General features: G+C 70.6%; 16 protein-coding genes. 8 read left to right on the top strand and 8 right to left on the bottom strand.

What is annotated here, in order from left to right; all coding sequences use genetic code 11:
- Positions 1–39 precede the first annotated feature (39 nt).
- Entirely contained in the window at positions 40–1,443 is a 1,404-nt protein-coding gene (locus tag STVA_RS22160; protein ID WP_123692181.1) for a carotenoid oxygenase family protein, read from the bottom strand.
- 102 nt (positions 1,444–1,545) lie between these two features.
- On the opposite strand from STVA_RS22160, the gene STVA_RS22155 reads away from it, so the two are divergent.
- Positions 1,546–2,178 carry a TetR/AcrR family transcriptional regulator gene (locus tag STVA_RS22155; RefSeq protein ID WP_123692179.1) on the top strand — a complete coding sequence of 211 codons (633 nt, stop codon included), beginning with the start codon at positions 1,546–1,548 and terminating at the stop codon, positions 2,176–2,178.
- Between the two features lie 4 nt (positions 2,179–2,182).
- Here the strand turns inward: STVA_RS22155 and phnE are convergent, their stop codons facing one another.
- The 4 genes from phnE to psrA all read right to left on the bottom strand — a co-directional run bounded on the left by phnE (position 2,183) and on the right by psrA (position 5,923).
- Complete coding sequence (gene phnE, locus STVA_RS22150; protein ID WP_197735709.1) at positions 2,183–2,986, bottom strand: phosphonate ABC transporter, permease protein PhnE; 804 nt, start codon at positions 2,984–2,986, stop codon at positions 2,183–2,185.
- Positions 2,987–3,001: 15 nt separating this feature from the next.
- Positions 3,002–3,814: a phosphonate ABC transporter ATP-binding protein gene (phnC, locus tag STVA_RS22145; protein WP_123692177.1), complete on the bottom strand. Its 813-nt coding sequence runs from the start codon at positions 3,812–3,814 to the stop codon at positions 3,002–3,004.
- Between the two features lie 40 nt (positions 3,815–3,854).
- Entirely contained in the window at positions 3,855–4,742 is an 888-nt protein-coding gene (locus STVA_RS22140) for a phosphate/phosphite/phosphonate ABC transporter substrate-binding protein (protein WP_123692175.1), read from the bottom strand.
- A 92-nt stretch (positions 4,743–4,834) separates the two neighbouring features.
- Positions 4,835–5,923 carry an iron-containing alcohol dehydrogenase PsrA gene (psrA, locus tag STVA_RS22135; RefSeq protein WP_123692173.1) on the bottom strand — a complete coding sequence of 363 codons (1,089 nt, stop codon included), beginning with the start codon at positions 5,921–5,923 and terminating at the stop codon, positions 4,835–4,837.
- Positions 5,924–6,043: 120 nt separating this feature from the next.
- Between psrA and STVA_RS22130 the strand changes: the two genes are divergently transcribed.
- Positions 6,044–6,916 (top strand): LysR substrate-binding domain-containing protein, encoded by an 873-nt coding sequence (locus tag STVA_RS22130; protein WP_123692171.1) that lies wholly within the window; start codon positions 6,044–6,046, stop codon positions 6,914–6,916.
- Between the two features lie 22 nt (positions 6,917–6,938).
- Here the strand turns inward: STVA_RS22130 and STVA_RS22125 are convergent, their stop codons facing one another.
- The gene (locus STVA_RS22125; protein WP_245978406.1) at positions 6,939–7,415 is read right to left on the bottom strand and encodes an SH3 domain-containing protein; all 477 of its coding nucleotides are present in this window, start codon (positions 7,413–7,415) and stop codon (positions 6,939–6,941) included.
- 153 nt (positions 7,416–7,568) lie between these two features.
- Here STVA_RS22125 and STVA_RS22120 point away from each other — a divergent pair, with 153 nt between their 5' ends.
- Positions 7,569–8,561: a 2-hydroxyacid dehydrogenase gene (locus tag STVA_RS22120; protein WP_123692899.1), complete on the top strand. Its 993-nt coding sequence runs from the start codon at positions 7,569–7,571 to the stop codon at positions 8,559–8,561.
- A 1-nt stretch (position 8,562) separates the two neighbouring features.
- On the opposite strand, the gene purD is transcribed toward STVA_RS22120, so the two are convergent.
- Positions 8,563–9,840: a phosphoribosylamine--glycine ligase gene (purD, locus tag STVA_RS22115; protein ID WP_123692167.1), complete on the bottom strand. Its 1,278-nt coding sequence runs from the start codon at positions 9,838–9,840 to the stop codon at positions 8,563–8,565.
- A gap of 62 nt (positions 9,841–9,902) precedes the next feature.
- Here purD and xseA point away from each other — a divergent pair, with 62 nt between their 5' ends.
- Positions 9,903–11,429 (top strand): exodeoxyribonuclease VII large subunit, encoded by a 1,527-nt coding sequence (gene xseA, locus STVA_RS22110; protein WP_123692897.1) that lies wholly within the window; start codon positions 9,903–9,905, stop codon positions 11,427–11,429.
- Positions 11,430–11,629: 200 nt separating this feature from the next.
- Positions 11,630–11,887 (top strand): hypothetical protein, encoded by a 258-nt coding sequence (locus STVA_RS22105; protein WP_142235857.1) that lies wholly within the window; start codon positions 11,630–11,632, stop codon positions 11,885–11,887.
- A gap of 46 nt (positions 11,888–11,933) precedes the next feature.
- Here the strand turns inward: STVA_RS22105 and STVA_RS22100 are convergent, their stop codons facing one another.
- Positions 11,934–12,812, bottom strand: coding sequence for a calcium-binding protein (locus tag STVA_RS22100; protein WP_123692163.1), 879 nt, complete (start codon positions 12,810–12,812; stop codon positions 11,934–11,936).
- A 212-nt stretch (positions 12,813–13,024) separates the two neighbouring features.
- On the opposite strand from STVA_RS22100, the gene dapD reads away from it, so the two are divergent.
- The 3 genes from dapD to STVA_RS22085 are packed head-to-tail and all read left to right on the top strand — an operon-like array spanning position 13,025 to position 15,641.
- Entirely contained in the window at positions 13,025–13,882 is an 858-nt protein-coding gene (gene dapD, locus STVA_RS22095; RefSeq protein ID WP_123692161.1) for a 2,3,4,5-tetrahydropyridine-2,6-dicarboxylate N-succinyltransferase, read from the top strand.
- 13 nt (positions 13,883–13,895) lie between these two features.
- Positions 13,896–15,056, top strand: a complete 1,161-nt coding sequence (dapE, locus tag STVA_RS22090; RefSeq protein ID WP_123692159.1) for a succinyl-diaminopimelate desuccinylase — start codon at positions 13,896–13,898, stop codon at positions 15,054–15,056.
- A 9-nt stretch (positions 15,057–15,065) separates the two neighbouring features.
- Positions 15,066–15,641, top strand: a complete 576-nt coding sequence (locus tag STVA_RS22085) for a hypothetical protein (protein WP_123692157.1) — start codon at positions 15,066–15,068, stop codon at positions 15,639–15,641.
- Positions 15,642–15,658: the final 17 nt, after the last annotated feature.

Below are 15,658 nucleotides of genomic sequence, written 5' to 3'. Positions count from 1 at the left end.
TGCTTCCGGGAAGGATATAGCGCGCCGCCGCCCAAGGGCTCAGGCCGGGACCCAGTTTCCGTGCAGGCCGGCCGGCACGCGCGCCGGCAGGGTGACGGTGGCGAGCGGCCCGTCGTCGAGTTGGAGGGCATCGAAGACGGCGAGTTCGCTGTGCTCTGCCTCGGGCTGGCGGACGACGGCCAGGACCCAGCCGTCGCCCTCGGCGGCGTCGGCCGCCCGCGGCACGAACACGGGCTCCGAGACGCTGCTGCCGGGCGCGAACGCGTGGCTGTTCCGCCGCCAGGTGGTGAAGTCGAAATGGGCGATCGTGTCGAAGCTGCCGGGTGCCGCGGCCGGGCCGGCGCCGGCGAACCAGCCATGGCCGTTGGCGCTGCCCGACAGGCGGTCGTCGATGCGCGGGAATTCGCCCCCCAGATCGTCCAGGAAGGTCTGGTGGAAGCGGTCGCTGCCGCCCGCCAGGTCGAAGGTCCAGCGGCAGAGCCGGGCGCGCGGCGGCGGGCCCTTGAACGCGGGCGATCCGTCGGCCAGCGGGAAGGGCGGGGCGTCGAGCTGCATCACATCGACCAGGATGCGGCTGCCGTCCTCCCAGGCGTTCATGACGTGGAAGACGTAGCAGGCCGGACCGCGGAACCAGGCCATGTCGGCGGCCGACCCGTCGCGCCGCATGATGCCGATGTGCGAGCCCAACTCCGGTTCCCACGCATAGGGCGGGCGGCCGGTCCTGGCGCGGACCAAGCTTCCGGTCAGCGGCAGGATCGGGAAGACCAGGTGGTTCCGGGTCGCGGCGAAGTCGTGGACCATGCTGGGGAAGGGTGCCTCGAACCGCTCGAACCGCCGTGTCCGGCCGTCCGGGCCGATCGAACCGTGGCTCATCACGGGCGAGAAGCCGCCGCCCAGGTGATAGCCGTAGAACAGCAGTTCGCCCGTCTGCGGGCAGATCTTGGGATGGGCGGTGAAGGGGCCGGCGACCGTGCCGTCGAAGTCGACATAGCCCTCGGTCGCCAGCGAGTCCGGCGCCAGCGCCATCGGCAGGTGCCCTTCCTCCAGCGCCAGCAGGCGGCCACCATGCAGCAGCACGTTGGTGTTGGCGACGCCGCCGTCGATCCCGGCCGGCGTGCCCGGCCGCGTCTGGCCGAAGCCGCGGAACAGCGACCGGCCCGCGGCATCCTCGGCCAGCCATTTCGGCGTCCGTACCCAGCGATTGCGATAGGTGGCGGCGCCGTCCTCCAGCGTGAAGGCGTGGATCATCCCGTCGCCGACGAACCAGTGGGAATCCTCGGTCGGGAAGCGCGGGTTGGGGCCGTTGCGGAAGAGCGTGCCGTTCAGCGCCCGCGGCAGGGCCCCCTTGATCGCCAAGCGGGTCGTCTCGTGCTCGACGAAGACGGGCGCGTAGTTGCCGGCGGTGCGGGCACCGGACGGGGCGGGTGCAGTCAGCGTGTTCATTGGACTCTCCCTGCGGATATGTTTACGATGGAAATATGACTAGGGCCGGCAGGGCTGGCGGTCAAGAAAATATTTACGTCGTCAATATTGAGGCCAACACCGATGGCGAGCGCGACCAAGGCCACGCCTGGCAAGCCCCCCGGCGCCTATCACCACGGGTCCCTGCGCCAGGCACTGCTGCAGGCGGCCGAGGGCATCCTGGAGCGGGACGGCATCCAAGGCCTGACGCTGCGCGCGGCCGCGCGCGAGGCGGGCGTGTCCCACGCCGCCCCCAAGAACCATTTCGGCGACCTGTCGGGGCTCCTCAGCGACCTGGCGGCGCTGGGATTCGAGCGCTTCCGCGCCGGCATGCTGGCGCGGCTGGAGGCGGCGCCCGAACCCGCCCGCCGGGCCGCCGCCATCGGACAGGGCTATGTGGAGTTCGCGCGGACCCATCCCGGCCTGTTCCAGCTCATGTTCCGGGGCGAGCGGCTGGACATGACCCGCCCGGCCCTGCGGACGGCACTCTTCGCGGCGTTCGCGGTGCTGTCCGGCACGGTCGGCGGCGAGGCGGCCGCACCCGGCGAGCGGTCCCTGACCGTGGCCCAGCTGGCCGACATCGCGGCCGCCTGGTCGCTGGTGCACGGCTTTTCCATGCTGATGCTGGACGGCCGGCTGAAGCCGCTGCTGGCCGGGCTGCCGCCCGGCAGCGACGAGATGACCCTGCTGGCCGCGGTGCTGGACCGCGGCCGCTAGGCCCTCAGCGGATCATCGCGCGCACCCGCGACGAGAAGAAGTCGGCCAGCAGCACGAGCGTCAGGATCACCAGGATGCACATGGCGGTGTCCTGGTACTTGAAGAGCTTCATGCTGGAGACGAGTTCGAAGCCGATGCCGCCGGCACCCACCATGCCCAGCACGGTCGCCTGGCGGACATTCGTCTCCAGCCGGTAGAAGATCGTGCCGAGCCAGGCCGGCAGGACCTGCGGCAGCACGCCGAACAGGATCATCTTGAAGCGCCCGACGCCGGCCGAGCGGAAGGCCTCCAGCGGCCCTTCGTCGATGTCCTCGATCGCCTCGGCGAAGAACTTGCCCAGCATGCCGGCACCATGGACGGCCAGGGCCAGCACGCCCGCGAAGGGGCCGAGGCCGATGGCGGCCACGAAGATTAGCGCCAGGATGATCTCGTTGATGCCGCGCATGGCATTCAGGATCTGGCGCATCGTCTGGAAGACGATGGGGTGCGGCGACAGGTTGCGGGCGGCGAAGAAGCAGACCGGCAGGGCGAGCGCCACGCCCAGGATGGTGCCCCAGACGGCGACCTGCAGGCTTTCCAGCGCCGGCGCCCACAGCCGCTCGATGAAGGCCCAATTGGGCGGCAGCATGCGGGTCAGGAAGTCCCACATGTAGGGAACGCCCATCGCCAGGTTGTGCACGCTGATCTGGGCGCCGTCGGCCGACCAGCCGAGGAAGAGGACGGCGCCGATCGCCCATAGCCAGGTGGTGCCCCAGCCGAAGCGGCCGCTGGGCGGGTTCATCAGGAAGGTCTGTCGGGTCATGGACATCGCTTGGATCCCCCCTCAGGCGCCGGCCGCGAGCGGCTGGTCGGCGGCGGCGTGGCTGCCGCCCTGGAACCGCAGGACGCGGGCGATGCCCGGATCCTCCAGGCCCGGATAGATGCGGTGGACGATCTCGGTCGACAGGCGGTCGGGCGGGCCGTCGAACACGACCGCCCCGTCCGACAGGCCGACCACGCGTTCGCCGAACTCCACCGCATAGTCGACCTGGTGGAGGTTGCAGATGACCGCGATGTCGGTCTCCTTGCAGATGCGCTTCAGGTAGCCCAGCACGATCCGCGCGGTCTTGGGGTCGAGGCTGGCCACCGGCTCGTCGGCCAGGATGACGGCCGGCTCCTGCGCCAGGGCGCGCGCGATGCCGACCCGCTGCTGCTCCCCGCCCGAGATCTGGTCGCCGCGCACCTGCGCCTTGTGCTCCAGCTCGACCCGGCGCAGGCAGGCCAGCGCCTGCTCCACGTCGCGGGCGGGGAAGAGCTGGAACAGCGCCATCAGCGACGACATGCCGGCCATCCGCCCGACCAGGACGTTCTTCAGCACGCTGAGGCGCTTCACCAGGTTGTGGTGCTGGAAGATCATCGCCGTCGGCCGCCGCTCCTCGCGCCGGCCGAGGTCGGCCGTGCGCACGGTGCGGCCGTCTATCGCGATCTCTCCTCGGTCGGACTTGACCAGCCCGTTGACGCAGCGCAGCAGCGTCGACTTGCCGGCACCGCTCGGCCCCAGCACGACGAGGAACTCGCCGGCCCGGACCGACAGGTCCACCTGCTTCAGCACCCGGCGATCGCCATAGGATTTGGCGAGGCCCTTGATCTCGATCATCGACTGCCCTCCCGCGCCGGCCGGCTCCGAGGCCGCAGCCTCACTTCATCTTCGAAAGGTCGAGGTTCAGCACCTTGGCGGTCTCGCGGATGACGTCGTAGGCCGCGTCGTTGGTCTCGACGAAGCGGTTGAGCTTGCCCTGGTCGGCCCAGGTGATGTCGCGGATGTCGAGGAAGGCCTTGCGGATCCGCTGCTTCAACTCGTCCGGCAGGTTGCGCCGCCAGACGGTGGGCGATTCCGGGATCGGGCCCGAGCGCCACACGACATGCACCTTCTCCGGGTCGATCAGCTTCTTGGCGACGGCGGCGTCGAAGATGCGGTCGGCGATGGTGGCCGCATCCACCCGCTTGTTGGCGACGGCCAGCGCGTTGGCGTCGTGCGAGCCGGTGAAGAGCACGCGGCCGAAGAACCGGTCGGGGTCGATGCCCTCGCGGATCAGCCCGGCCTTGGGGAAGAGGTGGCCCGAGGTGGAGGAGGGGTCGACGAAGGCGAAGGTGCGGCCGCGCAGATCGGCCAGCGTCTGGATGCCGCTCTCCTTCAGGGTGATGATCTGGCTGTGATAGTAGGTGCGGCCCGCCTTGGCCGTCTCGGCCGTGCAGAAGGCCTCGATCGCCGCCACCGTCGTGCCCAGCACGTAGGAGAAGGGGCCGAGATAGGCGACCTCGACATGGCCCGCGCGCATCGCCTCGATGACGCCGTTGTAGTCGGTGGCCACGAACCCCTGCACCTTCATGCCGAGGTTCTTCTCGATGGCGGCCAGCAACTGCTTGCTGGCCTCCAGCATCGCGCGCGAATCCTCCGACGGGATCAGCCCGACGCGCAGCACGTTGATTTGGGCGAAGGCCGGCGCGGCCGCGATGGGCAGGATGGCGGCGGCCGACAGCATGCTGCCTGCCTGGAGAAATCCTCTCCGCGTGATGCTGGTCATGTTTCGCTCCCTTGGGTGTCGTTATGGCTTTGGCCTGCCGCCACTGCGGGCGGCTTGGGTCGTCTTCGGGCGTGCTGCAGGAGAGGGGGCCGCTATTCGGCGGCCAGTGCCCGCCTCCCGATGAAGTTGCGGCCGCGCTCGCCGGCGAAGGCCTTGTCGACCAGGCGGTGCCATTCGCCCGCATCCAGCCCGTGGGCGGCGGGATCGGTCGGCACGCCCAGATCCTCCAGGAACCGCTCCAGCCGGTCGGCGCCGGCCGCCAGATCCGGCCCGAAGATCGCCGCCAGGCGGGCGTCGCAGGCGCCGTCCTGGCCGATCGCCCAGCGCATCACCTGCGGCAGGCTGAACGAGCAGGCGATGCCATGCGCGGTGCCGTGGCGCAGCGTGACGTCGTAGGAGATGTTGTGCGCCAGCGCGGTCTTGGTGTTGGAGAAGGCGAGCCCCGCCAGCAATGCCGCATGCGACTGGCGCGAGCGCAGCTCGATGTCGTCCAGCCGGTCGACCAGGCGCGGCAGGACCGCCAGCACCTCGCGCGCGGCCGCGATCGCGAACTCCGCCGAGACCGGGTTGGCGTTGACGTTCCACAGGCTTTCCAGCGCGTGGGACAGCGCGTCGAGCCCGGTCGCGAGCGTCAGCCCGCGCGGGGCGGCCAGCGTCAGGGCGGGGTCGACGATGGCCGCCTCGGGATAGAGCCTGGGATGGGCGATCGAGTATTTCCGGCCGCCGGCCGCATCCCACACCGTCGCCCACGAAGTCACCTCGCTGCCGGTGCCCGCCGTCGTCGGCACGGCCAGGATCGGCAGGATGCGCGCGGGGTCGAGCGGCACGCCGTCCACCAAGTGGTCGCGCACGGCCGCGAAGTCGCCGTCGGCCGCCGCCAGCACCTTGGCCGCATCGATCACCGAGCCGCCGCCCAGCGCCACGATCACCCCGGTCGCCGCCGCGGCCGAGAACCGCCGGCAGGTGCCGTCCAGGTCGGCGAAGTCGGGATTGGCCGCTACGTCGTCGATGATCACGACCGGCGGGCCGGCCGCGCGGGCGATGCGGGCGCCCATGTCACGGAACAGGTCCATGCCGTAGGTCACGAGCGCCCAGGGGCGGCCGGCGATGGCCGGGGCCACGCGGTCGAGGGTGCCCACGCCGAACTCGACGCGGACGGGGTTCTGGTAGGACCAGCGCATCGTTCCTCCGCTACCCGCATGCCCGTTTCTTTGGATCGACGGGCACTGCATGAAAAGGCTCGCCCAATCGGCCATGCCAGCGCCAATTGATTTTTCCATCATGATCCATAGAAATTACCTATGCGTTACACGAGCCTGCGATCCTTCCATGCGGTGGCGCGGGCGGGCGGCTTCACGGCCGCGGCCGAGCAACTGGGCGTCAGCCAGCCGACGCTGACCGCGCAGATCGCCACGCTGGAGGCGGAATTCGGCGTGCGCCTATTCCATCGCCGCAACCGCCGGGCCGAGCTGACGCCGACCGGCCGCGACTTGCTGGCGATCACGACGCGGATGTTCAGCGAGGAGCGCGAGGCGCTGGAATTCCTCCAGCAGTCGCGCGAGCTGCGGCTGGGCCAGCTCCGCGTCGGCGCCGTCGGCCCCTATCACGTGACCGAGATGCTGGCGGCCTTCAGCCGGCGCTATCCCGGGATCGAGCTCAGCGTCGCCATCGGCAACTCGACCCAGGCCCTGCAGGACCTGCGGGACTATCGCACCGACGTGGCCGTCCTGGCCCATATCGACGACGACCCGGCCCTGCTGGCCGTGCCCTATCGTCGCCACCCCGTGGTGGTCTTCACCCGCACCGACCATCCCTTCGCATCGCGCACGGCGATCGCGCTGGCCGACCTGCACGGCCAGCGCATGATCGTGCGCGAGAAGGGATCGACCACGCGTCGCGCCTTCGAGGAGGCGATGCGCGCGGCCGGCGTCGAACCCAGGATCGTGGTCGAGATCGGCAGCCGCGAGGCGATCCGCGAGGCGGTGATCCATGGGCTCGGCATCGGCTATGTGTCAGCGGCGGAGTTCGTGCCCGACCCGGTGCTGCACCGTGTCGCCATCGCCGATGCGCAGATCTTCACCTACGCCCACGTCGTCATCCTGCGCGAGCGGGCCGACGGGCGGGTGATCCGGGCGTTCCTGGATACGGTCAGGACGATGCTGCGGGCGGAGTAGGAGAGCTGCCGCCCGTGCGTGCCTACTCGACCTTCTCGCCGGGATAGACGCCCCAGAACTCGGTGCGCTTCAACCAGCCGCGATAGCCCTGGACCTCCATCCGGCACCAGCCCGGGTCGCATTCCATCAGCCGGCCGATGACGCCGGCCTCGACCTGGGCCACTGGCGAGGCGTCGTCGGCGGCGCGCCGGCGCAGGATGCGCGGGATGCCGGTGACGACGATGGCGCGGCGGCCGGACACCAGGCTCTGGTGCACCCAGCCCTCGGCCCCCTGCCAGTCGCGGATTTTGCGCCACTGGCTGAACTGGGCGGTGATCTCGACGGGCATGCCGCGGCGCATGAAGCGCCACTCGATCGGGTATTGCGTGCCGGGGCCGGTGCGGGCGTTGGCCTCTTCCGAGCGCAGCGTGACGAAGCGCGGGATCGGCAGGTTGGTATCCTCGGCCGCCGCCGCCGGCTGCGACGCGCACGACAGCACGGCCGCGACGATCCCCGCCACGACTGCCGAACCGACCGCTTCGCGCAGCCTGCGGACCCCCAAAGCCACCATCGTGATGCGTTAGCCTCCACTGCCGAATCGGGTCAAGGTAAGGATACCCCACCCCTTGGGGATCACCCCGTCGGTCAGTCGCCATCCTGATAGAGAATGTTCATGTCCGCCCGCGCGAAGAAGCCCCTCGTCGTCGTCACCCGCAAGCTGCCCGACATGGTCGAGACGCGGATGATGGAGCTCTTCGATGCCCGCCTGAACATCGACGACCAGCCGATGGACGAGGCCGCCCTGATCGCGGCCGTGGCCCATTGCGACGTGCTGGTGCCGACCGTGACCGACCGCATCGATGCGGGCGTGCTGGCGGCCGCCGGGCCGGACCTGAAGCTGATCGCGTCGTTCGGCACCGGCGTCGACCATATCGACCTGCAGGCGGCGCGCGCCCGCGGCATCACCGTCACCAACACGCCGGGGGTGCTGACCGAGGACACGGCCGACATGGCGATGGCGCTGGTCCTGGCCGTCGCCCGCCGCCTGACCGAGGGCGAGCGCATGGTGCGGTCGGGCAAGTGGCAGGGCTGGGGGCCGACCTTCATGCTGGGCCGGCGCCTGGGCGGGCGGCGCCTTGGCATCATCGGCATGGGCCGCATCGGCCAGGCCCTGGCGCGCCGCGCGCGCGGCTTCGGCATGTCGATCCACTACCACAATCGCCGCCGCGTCCATCCCGAGGTGGAGGCCGAACTGGAGGCGACCTGGTGGGAGAGCCTGGACCAGATGCTGGCGCGCATGGACGTGCTGTCGGTCAATTGCCCGCATACGCCCGCCACCTACCATCTGTTGTCGGCGCGCCGGCTGAAGCTGATCCAGCCGCATGCCTTCCTGGTGAACACCGCCCGCGGCGAGGTGATCGACGAGGCCGCCCTGGCCCGCATGCTGGCGGCGCGCGAGCTGGCCGGCGCCGGGCTCGATGTCTTCGAGCACGAGCCGGCGGTCAACCCGCGCCTGCTGCGGCTCGACAATGTCGTGCTGCTGCCGCACATGGGCTCGGCCACGCTCGAGGGCCGCATCGCCATGGGCGAGAAGGTGATCGTGAACGTGAAGACCTTCGTCGACGGCCACCGCCCGCCCGACCGGGTGATCGAGACGATGCTTTAGCTCAGCCCTCGCGGGCAACGGCCCGCCAGCCGATGTCGCGGCGGCAGAACCCGCCCGGCCAGTCGATGGCATCGACCCCGGCATAGGCCAGGCGCTGGGCCTCGGCCACCGTCGCACCCATCGCGGTCACCGCCAGCACCCGGCCGCCGTTCGACAGGATGCGGTCGCCGTCGCGATGGGTGGCGGCGTGGAAGACGATCACGTCCTCGATTGCGGCGGCCCGGTCCAGCCCGGCGATCGGCGTGTCCTTGGGATATTTTCCGGGGTAGCCGCGCGTCGCCATCACCACGGCCAGGGCGGTTTCGTCGTACCAGCGCAGGTCGAACCCATCCAGCACGCCGTCGGCCGATGCCAGCAGCGCCGGCACCAGGTCCGACATCAGCCGGCGCATCAGCACCTGGCATTCCGGGTCGCCGAAGCGGACGTTGAACTCCACCAGCCGCGGCCCCGTCGCTGTCATCATCAGCCCGACGAACAGCACGCCCTTGAAGGGCCGGCCCTCGGCCGCCATGCCGGCGATGGTCGGGCGGACGATCTCGTCCATCACCCGGCGCTCGGCCGCGGCGTCGAAGATGGGGGCCGGCGAATAGGCGCCCATGCCGCCGGTGTTGGGGCCGGTGTCGCCGTCGCCCACTGCCTTGTGGTCCTGGGCGCCGCCGAACGGCACGATGTTGCGGCCGTCGCAGAGGACGAAGAAGCTGGCTTCCTCGCCCGCCATGAACTCCTCGATCACCAGCTCGCTGCCGGCTGCGCCGAAGGCTCCGTCCACCATGGCGGCGTCGATGGCCGCGATCGCCTCCTCGACCGTGGTGGCCACGGTGACGCCCTTGCCGGCGGCCAGCCCGTCGGTCTTGACCACGATCGGCGCGCCGGTGGCGCGGACATGGGCGCGCGCCGCCGCGGCGTCGGTGAAGCGCGCATAACTGGCGGTCGGGATGGCGTGGCGAGCGCAGAAATCCTTCATGAAGGCCTTGGAGCCTTCCAGGGCGGCGGCCGCCTTGCTGGGGCCGAAGGTCTTGATGCCGGCCGCCTCCAGCCGGTCGACCAGGCCCGCCACCAGGGGCGCCTCCGGCCCGACGACGACGAAGTCGATGCGCTCGGCCCGGGCCAGGCCGACGATGGCGTCGAGGTCGTCCAGGTCGACCGGCAGGCAGGTGGCGACCTCGGCGATGCCGGCATTGCCGGGCGCGCAATAGAGCGCGTCGCACAGCGGCGAGGCGGCGATGGCCCAGCACAGCGCGTGCTCGCGGCCACCCGATCCGACGACAAGAAGGCGCATGGCTGGGCGTTTCCTTTCCCCGTGGGTGGCAGTGCGGCGGCCGCCCTTGTAGCATGGGCGGCATGAGCGAGAACGCCCTCCGCGGCAACCTTCCGGAACTCTCCGTCGGCGAACTGTCGCAGCAGCTGAAGCGCAGCATCGAGGAGCAGTTCAGCTATGTCCGCGTCCGCGGAGAGATCAGCGGCTTCAAGCGGCACAGCTCGGGCCATCTCTATTTCGCGCTGAAGGATGCCGATGCGCTGATCGACGGCGTGTGCTGGCGCGGCCAGGCCGGGCGCCTGTCGATCCGCCCGGAGGACGGCATGGAGGTCGTGGCGACCGGCCGCCTGACCACCTATCCCGGCCGCTCCAAGTACCAGATCGTCGTCGAATCGCTGGAGCTGGCGGGCGAAGGCGCGCTCCTGAAGCTGCTGGAGGATCGGCGCCGCAAGCTGCTGGCCGAGGGGCTGTTCGACCCCGAGCGCAAGCGTCGGCTGCCCTTCCTGCCACGCGTCATCGGTGTCGTGACCTCGCCCACCGGGGCGGTCATCCGCGACATCCTGCACCGGCTGGCCGACCGCTTTCCGCGCCATGTCCTGGTCTGGCCCGTCGCCGTCCAGGGCGAGACGGCGGCCGCCCAGGTGGCGGCCGCGATCCGCGGCTTCAACGCGCTGCCGGAAGGCGGCCGGGTGCCGCGGCCCGACCTGCTGATCGTCGCCCGCGGCGGCGGCAGCCTGGAGGATCTCTGGGCCTTCAACGAGGAAGTGGTGGTGCGCGCCGCCGCGGAATCGGCGATCCCCCTCATCTCGGCGGTCGGGCACGAAACAGACACGACCCTGATCGACTTCGCGTCCGACGTGCGAGCCCCCACCCCGACGGCGGCGGCCGAACTGGCGGTGCCGGTGCGGGCCGAACTGATCCAGCGCATCGGCGATGCCGGCGGGCGCGCCTGGCAGGCGCTGACGGCGCGCCTGCGTCATGCGCGGGCCGAGGTCGAGGGGCTGAGCCGCGGCCTGCCCGACCCGGTCGCCCTGCTGCGCACCAAGGAACAGTTCCTGGACGATCGCACCGAGCGGTTGGCCAATGCGGCCGCCAAGCTGGTGCCCGACCGCGCCGGCCGGCTCGACGGGCTGGCCGCCCGCCTGCGCCACCCCCGCGAGGTGGTGCGCGACGCCGCCACGCGCACGGCCCATCTGGGCGACCGCCTGGCGCGGGCGGCCGCCCACGCGGTGCGCGGCCACGGCACGGCCCTGGAGCGCGTGGCCATCCGTCTCGACGATCGCGGCCTGCGCCAGGCGATCGGCCGCGGCGAGCGCGACGCGGTGGCCCTGGGAGAGCGGTTGCGGGCGGCCGCGGCGGCGCGCCTGGCGCGCGCGGCGGACAACCTAGCGCTGCGCGGTCGCATGCTGGACGGCCTGTCCTACGAGCGCGTGCTGGAGCGCGGCTTCGTGCTGGTGCAGGACGCGGCCGGCCACCCGGTCACCCGCAAGGGCGAAACCCGCGCCGGCCAGCGGCTGCACCTGCGCTTTGCCGACGGCGACGTGGCGGTCCAGGCCGAGCGCGAAGGGCCGGCCCGGCCCCCGGCCCCGGTCCAGGGCACGCTGCTCTAGCCTTCGCGGACCCCGCCCGGCGAACCGGGCTTCCGGAAGCGGCGGATTGTGCCTAGGCTCGGCGTAGCTCGGGCCGATCGGCCATGGGATCGACAGGAGTGGCAGCAATGCGTCATGGGATTTTGGCGGTGGCGGTCGTCTGCGGCCTTGGCTCGTTTTCGGCGTCCGCATCCGCCGCCTACCGGCTCTGCATAGACGTCATGAACCTGGAGTTCCGCCCGTTCCGTGTCCAGGTCGGCGCTGGCGACTATGTGTCGATCGGGCAGGAACGCTGCGCGGACTTCACCACGTTCGGACTGATCCGGGTGCGCATCGGCGGGGACCCGATCGTCGAGTGCAGCGGCAACCCCGTTTCGATCAACAATCTGGCCCAGGTTCAACTGCGCGTGGGCTACCAGTACTACATCGAGAACAAGGCCAACCCCTACCAGGCGACGGCCTGCTCGCGCACGCAGTAGCAGCCGAGAGGGGGGCCGAGCCCGCCGGGCCCGGCCCTGACCGTGCTCAGAGGATGAAGTAGTCCTCGGACAACTGGTTGATGCCCGACACGGTCAGCACGTCGCCGCTGCCGAAGTCGACGGTGATGGACCCGGCCGTGCTGGTCAGCGTGGCCGCCGACAGCAGCGCGTTGAAGCCGGCGAAGCCGAACTCCGACAGGTCGACCAGGTCCTCGCCCGCCGAGAAGTCGGTGACGCGGTCCTGGTCGTCGCCGGGGGAGAAGACGAAGATGTCGTCGCCGGCGCCGCCAGTCAGCGTGTCGTTGCCGATCTCGCCCGCCAGCACGTCGGCGCCGGCATTGCCCAGCACGATGTCGTCGTCCTTGCCGCCGCTCAGCGTGTCGTTGCCGGTGCCGCCGACCAGCAGGTCGTTGCCGGTATTGCCGTAGATCACGTCGCTACCGTCGCCGCCCTCGGCGGTGTCGTTGCCGACATCGCCGAACAGCGTGTCGTTGCCGCCCTGGCCCAGCAGCAGGTCGTTCTCGCCGCCGCCATTGATGGTGTCGTTGCCCTCGCCGCCCTCGACCGTGTCGACGCCGCGATTGCCGTTCATCAGGTCGCCGCCGGCATCCCCGCGCAGCGAATCGTTGCCGTCATTGCCATAGATCTGGTCGTTGCCGTTGCCGCCATAGGCCTGGTCGTCGCCCTGCCCGGCATAGGCGGTGTCGTTGCCGGCCGACCCATAGAGCAGGTCGAACCCCTGGCTGCCGAAGAGGAGGTCGTCGCCGCCGAGCCCGATCAGCGCGTCGTTGCCGGTGCCGCCGTCCAGCGTGTCGTTGCCGCCGGCGCCGTTCAGGTTGTCGTCGCCGCCCAGGCCCTGGATCAGGTCGGCCAGGTCGGTCCCGACCTGGACGTCGTTGCCTTCGGTCAATACCAGCACCGCCATCGCATTTCCCCTTGTTCGGGGCGGCCGCCCGCGCTGCGGCCGCCGTTTGATTGACTACCGGTAGTATAGCATCGCCACGGGCTCGCTTTATATGGCATTCCGGCAAGACCCGGCCGACCATGGCGCGCCCGTGTTGACAGGGCCGTCGCGGCGCGGCCAATGTCGGCGCCTCCGACCTCCCCCCGAACCGCCCGCCGGAAGGCCCTGAAGCGATGGAACTCGACCGCCTGCAACCCGTCATCGACGACGCCTGGGAGCGTCGTGCCGAGCTCTCGACCAGCACCCAGGGCGACGTCCGCGACGCCGTGGAAGCTGCATTGGAAGCACTCGACAACGGCACCGCCCGCGTGGCCGACCAGCAGGACGGCAAGTGGCGGGTGCACCAGTGGCTGAAGAAGGCGGTTCTGCTGTCCTTCCGTCTGAACGACATGGTGCCGGTCCCGGGCGGCCCGACCGACCCCGAGCGCGGTCCGTCGCCCTGGTTCGACAAGGTGCCGTCCAAGTTCGCCGGCTGGGGGGAGAACCGCTTCCGCGACGCCGGGTTCCGCGCCGTGCCGAACTGCGTCGTCCGCCGCTCGGCCTATATCGCGCCGGGTGCCGTGCTGATGCCGAGCTTCGTCAATGTCGGCGCCCATGTCGGCCAGAACACCATGGTCGATACCTGGGCCACGGTCGGCTCCTGCGCCCAGATCGGCAAGAATTGCCACCTTTCGGGCGGTGTCGGCATCGGCGGCGTGCTGGAGCCGCTCCAGGCCGACCCGGTCATCATCGAGGACGACTGCTTCATCGGCGCCCGCAGCGAAGTGGTCGAGGGCGTCATTGTCGAGCGCGGCTCGGTCCTGTCCATGGGCTGCTTCATCAGCGCCACGACGCGCATCGTCGACCGTGCGACGGGCGAGATATTCTTTGGCCGCGTGCCTTCCTACTCGGTCGTGGTCCCGGGCTCGATGCCGGGCAAGCCGTTCCCGGACGGCAGCCCCGGCCCCAGCCTCTACTGCGTCGTCATCGTGAAGCGGGTCGACGAGCGCACGCGCTCCAAGACCTCGATCAACGACCTGCTGCGCGATTGAGCGGGCAGGGACGATGAACCTCACCCTCGACCCGGTCGCGCTGACCCAGGCGTTGATCCGCTGCCCCAGCGTGACTCCGGTCGAGGCCGGGGTGCTCGATACCTTGCAAGGCCAGCTTGAGGGGCTGGGCTTCCGCTGCCGGCGGATGCCCTTCTCCGAGCCGGGCACGCCCGACGTCGACAACCTGTTCGCCCGCATCGGCGAGGGTCGGCCGCACTTCTCGTTCGCCGGCCATACCGACGTGGTGCCGGTCGGCAAGCGGGACTCGTGGCGCTTCGACCCGTTCGCGGGCGAGGAGCGCGACGGCTGGGTCTGGGGCCGGGGGGCGTCCGACATGAAGTGCGGCATCGCCGCCTTCGCGGCCGCCGCCGCCGGTTTCCTGGCCGAGCGCGGGACGGATTTCGGCGGCTCGATCAGCCTGCTGATCACGGGCGACGAGGAAGGCCCGTCCGTCAACGGCACCAAGAAGATGCTGGCGGCGCTGGCCGAGGCGGGCGAGGTGCCGGACGCCTGCATCGTCGGCGAGCCGACCAACCCCAAGGCGTTGGGCGACATGATCAAGATCGGCCGGCGCGGCAGCCTGAACGCCTACCTGACCGTGCACGGCGTCCAGGGTCACGTCGCCTACCCGCATCTGGCCGACAACCCGATCCACCGGCTGGTGCGCATGCTGGCGTCGCTGACGGCAGAGCCGCTGGACGACGGCACCGCCCATTTCGAGCCCTCGACGCTGCAGGTCGCCACCGTGGATGTCGGCAACCCGGCCACCAACGTCATCCCGGCCGAGGCGCGCGCGGTCTTCAACATCCGCTTCAACGATGCCCATACCAGCCAGACCCTGATCCGCCGCATCCGCGAGCGGCTGGACGCCGTCGGCGGGCGCTTTGAGCTGGACATCAAGGTCAGCGGCGAATCCTTCGTGTTCGAGCCGGGTCTGCTGAGCGGCCTCGTGCAGGATGCCTGCGAGGCCGTCGTCGGCCGCCGGCCGGAGCTGAGCACGACGGGCGGCACCTCGGACGCCCGCTTCATCCAGGCCTATTGCCCGGTCGTGGAGTTCGGCGGCGTTGGCGAGACCATGCACCAGATCAACGAGCGCCAGCGCAGCGACGACATCCGCGGCCTGGCCCGTATCTATCGCCAGGTGCTCGACAACTACTTTCCGCGGCCGGCATAGGCCGGCCCGGTGCATACCCCCTCGACGGCCGAGATCGCCCACTGGCTGGACGGCGCCTGGCGGCTCGCCTGCCGCGACCCGGCCGGCATGGCGCGGTTCGATGGCTCGCTGGACACGTTCTGGAAGTCGTTCTTCGCGGCCGTGCTGGCGCTGCCGTTCTTCGCGCTGCTGGTGATGCTGCGCGACCTGCCGGTGGAGCCGCGCGGCGGCACGGGCGTCGTGCTCGTGACCGAGGCGATCAGCTACGTCGCGAGCTGGGCCGCCTTTCCGCTGGCCATGGTCTACCTGTCGGCGGCGATCGGCCGGCGCGACCGCTACCTGGCCTTCATCGCCGCCTTCAACTGGTCGGCCATGATCCAGGTCACCCTGTTCCTGGCTGCGACCGGGCTGGCGGCGCTCGACCTTCTGCCGGACGGCATCACCCAGGGCATCGCCTTCGGCGTCACCATGCTGGTGCTGGCCTACGAGTGGTTCATCGTCCGCGTCGGCCTGGGCGTCGGCGGGTGGATCGCATCGGGGGTCGTCTTCCTGGACCTGGCGCTCGGCATCGTCATCAACGGCCTAGCGCAGTCGATCTATAGCTGAAGTGGACGGGTGAACGC

Origin of the sequence: Stella humosa (genome assembly GCF_006738645.1) — a bacterium.
GTDB classification, from domain to species: Bacteria; Pseudomonadota; Alphaproteobacteria; order ATCC43930; family Allostellaceae; genus Allostella; species Allostella humosa.
The sequence above is the reverse complement of the archived record's forward strand: the minus strand, read 5'-3'. Positions and strand labels throughout refer to the sequence as shown.

Bases quoted from the DNA above. Each gene is read 5' to 3' on its own strand.
- dapD (WP_123692161.1), top strand. From the start codon at position 13,025: ATGGAACTCGACCGCCTGCAACCCGTCATCGACGACGCCTGGGAGCGT.
- phnC (WP_123692177.1), bottom strand. From the start codon at position 3,814: ATGATCGAGATCAAGGGCCTCGCCAAATCCTATGGCGATCGCCGGGTG.
- STVA_RS22160 (WP_123692181.1), bottom strand. From the start codon at position 1,443: ATGAACACGCTGACTGCACCCGCCCCGTCCGGTGCCCGCACCGCCGGC.
- STVA_RS22105 (WP_142235857.1), top strand. From the start codon at position 11,630: ATGAACCTGGAGTTCCGCCCGTTCCGTGTCCAGGTCGGCGCTGGCGAC.
- phnE (WP_197735709.1), bottom strand. From the start codon at position 2,986: ATGTCCATGACCCGACAGACCTTCCTGATGAACCCGCCCAGCGGCCGC.
- STVA_RS22140 (WP_123692175.1), bottom strand. From the start codon at position 4,742: ATGACCAGCATCACGCGGAGAGGATTTCTCCAGGCAGGCAGCATGCTG.
- dapE (WP_123692159.1), top strand. From the start codon at position 13,896: ATGAACCTCACCCTCGACCCGGTCGCGCTGACCCAGGCGTTGATCCGC.
- STVA_RS22100 (WP_123692163.1), bottom strand. From the start codon at position 12,812: ATGGCGGTGCTGGTATTGACCGAAGGCAACGACGTCCAGGTCGGGACC.
- xseA (WP_123692897.1), top strand. From the start codon at position 9,903: ATGAGCGAGAACGCCCTCCGCGGCAACCTTCCGGAACTCTCCGTCGGC.
- STVA_RS22120 (WP_123692899.1), top strand. From the start codon at position 7,569: ATGTCCGCCCGCGCGAAGAAGCCCCTCGTCGTCGTCACCCGCAAGCTG.
- purD (WP_123692167.1), bottom strand. From the start codon at position 9,840: ATGCGCCTTCTTGTCGTCGGATCGGGTGGCCGCGAGCACGCGCTGTGC.
- psrA (WP_123692173.1), bottom strand. From the start codon at position 5,923: ATGCGCTGGTCCTACCAGAACCCCGTCCGCGTCGAGTTCGGCGTGGGC.
- STVA_RS22130 (WP_123692171.1), top strand. From the start codon at position 6,044: ATGCGTTACACGAGCCTGCGATCCTTCCATGCGGTGGCGCGGGCGGGC.
- STVA_RS22155 (WP_123692179.1), top strand. From the start codon at position 1,546: ATGGCGAGCGCGACCAAGGCCACGCCTGGCAAGCCCCCCGGCGCCTAT.